General features: G+C 55.8%; 6 protein-coding genes. 2 read left to right on the top strand and 4 right to left on the bottom strand.

Annotated features, from left to right (window positions below):
• Window positions 1–186 precede the first annotated feature (186 nt).
• The 3 genes from GL286_RS21885 to GL286_RS21870 form a co-directional block, all read right to left on the bottom strand.
• The gene (locus GL286_RS21885) at window positions 187–1,506 is read right to left on the bottom strand and encodes a plasmid recombination protein (RefSeq protein WP_155097678.1); all 1,320 of its coding nucleotides are present in this window, start codon (window positions 1,504–1,506) and stop codon (window positions 187–189) included.
• A 619-nt stretch (window positions 1,507–2,125) separates the two neighbouring features.
• On the bottom strand, window positions 2,126–2,326 hold the full coding sequence (locus GL286_RS21875; RefSeq protein WP_170295366.1) for a hypothetical protein: 201 nt from the start codon (window positions 2,324–2,326) through the stop codon (window positions 2,126–2,128).
• 55 nt (window positions 2,327–2,381) lie between these two features.
• A complete protein-coding gene (locus tag GL286_RS21870) occupies window positions 2,382–2,828 on the bottom strand; it encodes a hypothetical protein (protein WP_155097675.1) in 447 nt (148 codons plus the stop codon).
• A gap of 238 nt (window positions 2,829–3,066) precedes the next feature.
• Between GL286_RS21870 and GL286_RS21865 the strand changes: the two genes are divergently transcribed.
• A complete protein-coding gene (locus tag GL286_RS21865) occupies window positions 3,067–3,375 on the top strand; it encodes a type II toxin-antitoxin system TacA family antitoxin (protein WP_155097674.1) in 309 nt (102 codons plus the stop codon).
• A complete protein-coding gene (locus GL286_RS21860; RefSeq protein WP_155097673.1) occupies window positions 3,362–3,928 on the top strand; it encodes a GNAT family N-acetyltransferase in 567 nt (188 codons plus the stop codon). The genes GL286_RS21865 and GL286_RS21860 overlap by 14 nt, the downstream gene beginning before the upstream one ends.
• Before the next feature lie 419 nt (window positions 3,929–4,347).
• Here GL286_RS21860 and GL286_RS21855 read toward each other — a convergent pair whose 3' ends face one another.
• Window positions 4,348–5,361: a replication initiation protein gene (locus tag GL286_RS21855; protein WP_155097672.1), complete on the bottom strand. Its 1,014-nt coding sequence runs from the start codon at window positions 5,359–5,361 to the stop codon at window positions 4,348–4,350.
• Window positions 5,362–5,554 lie beyond the last annotated feature (193 nt).

Genomic DNA, 5,554 nt, shown 5'->3' with positions numbered 1-5,554 from the left:
CCGGCCCAATTCCCTACCTGTCCGGCCCAATTCCCTACCTGTCCGGCCCAATTCCCTACCTGTAATCGCGCAACATACTGAAAATTAAATAATATTACGGGTTGAACTATAAGAACTATAGAACAAGAAGGGCTACGCCACTTGTTTGCTTGTCGATAATTAGGCTTTGAGAGGAACGATTAGCCCTCACCGCTCCCAGCCATCATCCTTGTCCCGTTGCTGGGTTGTCCCTGTTCTTCCCGAACGATGGTCAAATTTCACGACCTCTTGCCGTTGGGATACTCCCCGGTCTCGCTTCTGCTCGGTTGTGACGTGCTGGGGAAAATCAAGGCCGAGGTGGCGATTGTAGCGCGCGACCAGTTCCGTGGCGTTGTGTGGCCAGAGCTGATCCTGATACAGTTTGCGGCTGGAATCGCTCTGCTGCAGGTTTTTGACGAACGCTTCCGCATGGGCGCAGAACGCACCGCATTTGGCGACCACCGCCCCCAGATGCAGCCGATCGGCCAAGACGGGAAACCATTTACGACCGGCTTCATGCCCATCGGGACGGCGCAGTTCGTCCAGACCCACACCGAACCGCTGCGCTGCTGTCAGGATATACTCAGCGCCTTTGCGGAAGGCTGAGATCAGCTTCCAAGGATCCTGCGTTTCCGGGGCAGTACTTGCCACCCACTCCTGATCAACTTCGCCCTTTGGTGGCGCATAGCTGCGCGGATCCTCTCTGTGGCGACTGATTTCGCCCCTGAGAAGCAGGTAGTCGCGCAGCAGCTCCGTCTCCCCCGAAGACAGATCAACGGCCTGTAAGACCCCTAGGAGGCTCTCTGCGGGCCTCTGGACGGCCTCACGGGCCTTGTCCATGACTTGACCATAAGTTTCCGGAGAGAGGTGCTCACGCCCCGTCAGCTCGCGTCTGAGGCCGCGGGTGATGTTTTGGTCGAGATGCGCGCGGCACCATTCGGCCCAGGAGGTCTGCAAGGCGGCGTATTCGTTGCGCTCGCCCGTAGCGGCTTTCAGATCGACCAAGGCCTTTTGGGTAGAGATCACCAGCTTGGCGCGGCTGTTGCGCACCGGAGCTATCATCAGATCGACCACCGCGCCGCCTTTCTCGTCGAGATCGAGGCGGGCGCCAAATACGGCCCCCTTGCCCGCCCAGCTTTCGGCCCATGCCTTGGCCTGATCGAACAGGGCAATGTTGCGGGGGTTGTCGCGGTCATGCAGATCGCCCACCGCCTGCACCCATTCCGGCGACACCACGCAGAGCGCCTGCATGGCCAGAGGGGCGTTCTTGCGTTCGCCGGCCTGCATCTCGGCCTTATGGGCTTTGAACGCGGCCAGATAGTCGCGGTCGCTGGCTTCGGCCTTGGACCATGCCAAGGCTTCCCCCGGCACCGCCCCCTCCCGCACCCGCGCCTTGCCGATCTCATCATGGCGTTCGGCATGCAGGGTGGCCCCGCGCAACTGTGCAACGGTTTTGATCTTATTGACCCGGATCGCGGCTTTGAACATGGCGGCAACATAGCACGAAGAGCAGAATTGTCATTTGGAATGACAACCCACTAGGCAATCCATTCCGGCTGCGCCTTCATGCCGCTCCGCTGATTGCTGTGGGCAACAATATCCCATTATAGACCTTGATTCTGGGTCTTTCTGTCGGTAACCCAGAATCAAGGTCTATAATGGGTGTGCAATGAGATTATCGGCTGAAAAAACGGCTATCTTGTTAGCGGTGATGATGGTGAGGAGCCAGCAAACACGAGCAAGGGTTAGTATCAAAACCCTTAAATCCCTTTCGCGCAGAACGAGGCTGCACGGTGTGTTCGCCGCAGAGGTTCGCGATGAGCTAGAGGTGAACCATCGTCTCATCATGTTCGAGATTGACTCGGGGGGGTATGGTTTGGTGGCTGCTAAGGCGGTCGAGGCAGCGAAGCCTATTACTGGAAAAGGTTATCTTACAGAGCAGGAGCGAGATGGGCTGCGAAAGGGGAAACTGGATTGGTCTACTCTGGAGGGCGAACTGCCGAGGGATGACGCAGACCCCGAAGAGGAATGATAATCGGTTTGGCTATGTGGGTGGGGGCACGGGATTCGAACCCGTGGGACGCTTACGCGCCCGGCTGATTATAAGTCAGCTGCCTTCACAGACTGAAAGCAAGCTTTGGCGAGTGTAATGCTGCCAGATTAGCAGTCCCGCGACGCTGGTATAGCGCTGCAGGGAGATCGGGATGGCACCGGCATTCGTGCTCGCCGCGCGGATGCCGATCAGGGCGACGAGCCAGCCCCAGGCTGCTCCCATCAAGGGGCCGTAGGGCGGGGCAGGCGAGGACAAGAATCAGGGCCCTACGAGGGTTAGAAATCAACCTATAACCATTTATAACGTTGATTTACATGTCTTTTATTTTAAGGGCAGCGCGAGATATGATCTCCTCCCACGGCGATGGAGCCGGCGCGGCTTGTGCTAATTCCCATTGGCCGGCACTTCTCGCTGTCTTGATGAGACCTCGCTGCTTCATGCGGTGCAGGTAGGTCCTAAACGTGGTCTCCTTGAGATCTGGATGGCTCATCTTAGCATTCCTAAACAAAACCTTGGTGGCGATAGGGCTGGTGCTACGAAGTTGCTCCAAGACACTATTCTCTGTCAGGACGCGATTCATGCTGTTCTTGCGAGTAGCGTGCTGCAGCCCTAGGCGCTCAGCCTTGGCCTTCCCTAGCTGCCTGCGCAGCGTCACGGCCTCGGCTTCGAGCTTACGAATCTCATCCTCTACTGCCGCAAGCTCGCGAGCAATGCGGGCTTCAAAGTAGCTCAAACCATCGTTTTCGGGCTGTTTCATATCAAAAACTGCAACAAATTCACCATGAGTGCGTTATACACAACTACATGATAAAAGTGCGATTTTTTTATTTACACCCCCTTGACAAGGAGGTTAAAAATGAGCGAGATGCAACTAACAATTGTTAGTTGCATCTCGCTCATTCAGCACATTTACGTGAAATTAAGTTGCAAACGGTATTAAAAGCATACGTATAAGGTACGTACACACACCCTGTTCGGAATGTTAGGAGCGCAAGATGATCCAGATGCATGATTGCACAGCTGCTCTTTTCGAGAAGAAAACGCAGCGCAAAGAGATACGGCTGAAGCCTACGGTCGAGAAAACCATCCAGCGGGTGGCGCGTCTCATCGGTATGGACGAGAGCACGTTCATTGCGTCTGCGGCATACCGAGCAGCCCAAGACATCGAAGCATCGCAGTTCGTGACGGTCCTCCCGCAGGCACAGTTTGATGCCTTCGCTGCGGCAGTTGACGTTCCTGCAAAAGAAAACGAAGCTCTGACGAAACTCCTCCTGAAGAGCCAGTCAGTTCTTGTCGACGTCTGAAACATACAAAATTTCGCTGTTTAACAAGGCGCTGCATGATCGCAGCGCCTTTTCTTGCGGCCTTGAAGGCATTGATAACTGGCTGAAGAACAGCATCAGTGACCAGATCAAGGAAAATCGCCTGCGCGTTTACTGCGCGGTCGATGACAACGGTAGGGTTGTTGGCTTCTATGCGTTGAACGCTCATAGCGTGCGGCCGGAAGAAGCGCCCGCTTTGGCAAAGAAGGGCGAGCGGCACGAGATCCCGGCTATCTATCTTCCGAGTATCGGGGTCGATAGTAGCTGCCAAGGAAATGGGCTTGGGTCCGCGCTGATGGCACATGCCATTAGAAAAAGCGTAGAGGCCGCAGACCAGATTGGAGCTGCTGCTATCATCCTTGATGTAAAAAGGGATGATAATTTGGATCGCCGCATGAAATTCTATACCGATTTGGGTTTCCAGCTACTGGGCGGGTCTGCTGAGCTGCGAGTATTTCTCTCTATGAAGGCGGCACGCCTTTCAGTAGAACAGATGAAGGCAGCGCAGGCGGCCTCCCTAGCTCTCATTAAGTAGCCCACGGCCACCAGCGGCGGCGCTTCGGCGGTGCTGCTAGTAACGCTGTGGCCTGCTGTTTCCATGCGTCCCTATCTTGACGCATCTCGGCCAGAGCTTCTCGCTCTCGGACCAGCATGGCCTCGGAGATCGCTAGTTTCGCTCGTAATTCTGGAGTCTCATCTGAGGGTCTCGAAGTGTCCATATCTGGGTCGCGTGATACCGTCGCAACCCCAATCATTGGAAACACCCTGTGCAATTCGGATGGATCGATAGAGTAGCCACCACCTTCCAGTCTTTCAGCAGAAATCTGCCCTTTTGATATGGCTCTTTGGATTGTGGTCTTACTCTTGCCCGTTGCTTTTGCGGCGGCTCCGAGGGTGTAACGCATAGGGCTTCTCATGGTAACATTGAGACCGTATCAATGGGCGCACAGCGGATCATACCTGGCCCACCTTGGCGCAGAAGGCCGAAAAGATCTCTTCGATATTACGGGCATTCAGTGCGATCCCCCGGTCGCGGCAAAAACGCCGGAAATCTGAGGCGATCAAGTCATTATCCTTGTTGCAGCCCGCTGCACGTTTCAAGTCGAGCCAGTGTGGGCTGTATGTGAGGCCGCCAGTCTCAGGGAAGATAGCCGCAACCGTCTCAGCCGTTCCGTTGCGTCGAGCTTCCCGACCGATTTTGGAGCTAGCCAGCTCACGCTTGGCCGCTGACGGGTCTTTCTTCACTTGCCAACCGATTGTGACGCTGGCGACAGTGCGGCCGACTTTGTTCGGCGTGGTCGTCAAGGTCAGTCGGGAAAGCTGGTTGATGTCGGCAATCGCGGGCATCAGCGCATCCTTCTTGAGATTTGCGAAGCGCGGCAGCTTACCCTCGGCCACACCGAGAACGGCCCGCAACTCCGACACGGTGAAGGTTTTGGCTGAGATGTTGTCGAGGTTCACGAGGCTAGAAATGTGTTGGAACAGCAGCACCGAATACTTGCTGCCGAGGTGGAAAACCGTCTGCCTGTCGAGGATAGCCCAATGGTTTGACTCCGCCGCCATGCGGCGGAAGGTGCGACCGAACCACCATGTTACCACCAGGTCGCCGCTCACCTCGTCGCGGTAGTCGATGCGCGTCTCATCCATCAGCCCGCCGATGGTGACGACCTTCTTGTTAGTATCGTCATGGGTCAGGACCGCTGCCGCCAAATCCTGAAACAGCGGGGTCAGACTCTCGCGGTCATGGTTCTTCATACCCTCGATCTTCCGGATATCGGAAAGCCGGATTCGATGCTCAACCTCGTCGGCCATACGCCCTGCCGCTGTGGCGATCATCAGATGCATGAGTTTGAGGGCCTGCAAGCGCGGCGGATTGCGCATGTAGATCCCCCGTGCGACCTCGGCAGGCAGCACAGTTTTCGTCTGGTCAAAGGCGCGATCCGCCGCCACGTCGATTGTCTTCCCCATAGGTAGATTTCATGTGGAGGAATTCTCTACCTGTCAACATTCGATTCCGGCCCAATTCCCTACCTGTCCGGCCCAATTCCCTACCTGTCCGGCCCAATTCCCTACCTGTCCGGCCCAATTCCCTACCTGTAATCGCGCAACATACTGAAAATTAAATAATATTACGGGTTGAACTATAAGAACTATAGAACAA

Origin of the sequence: Paracoccus aestuariivivens (assembly GCF_009711225.1) — a bacterium.
Classification (GTDB): domain Bacteria; phylum Pseudomonadota; class Alphaproteobacteria; order Rhodobacterales; family Rhodobacteraceae; genus Paracoccus; species Paracoccus aestuariivivens.
The sequence above is the reverse complement of the archived record's forward strand: the minus strand, read 5'-3'. Positions and strand labels throughout refer to the sequence as shown.

What these genes read in the sequence shown, in the direction of transcription:
- GL286_RS21885 (WP_155097678.1), bottom strand. Translation starts at nt 1,506, where the DNA reads ATGTTCAAAGCCGCGATCCGGGTCAATAAGATCAAAACCGTTGCACAG.
- GL286_RS21870 (WP_155097675.1), bottom strand. Translation starts at nt 2,828, where the DNA reads ATGAAACAGCCCGAAAACGATGGTTTGAGCTACTTTGAAGCCCGCATT.
- GL286_RS21865 (WP_155097674.1), top strand. Translation starts at nt 3,067, where the DNA reads ATGATCCAGATGCATGATTGCACAGCTGCTCTTTTCGAGAAGAAAACG.
- GL286_RS21855 (WP_155097672.1), bottom strand. Translation starts at nt 5,361, where the DNA reads ATGGGGAAGACAATCGACGTGGCGGCGGATCGCGCCTTTGACCAGACG.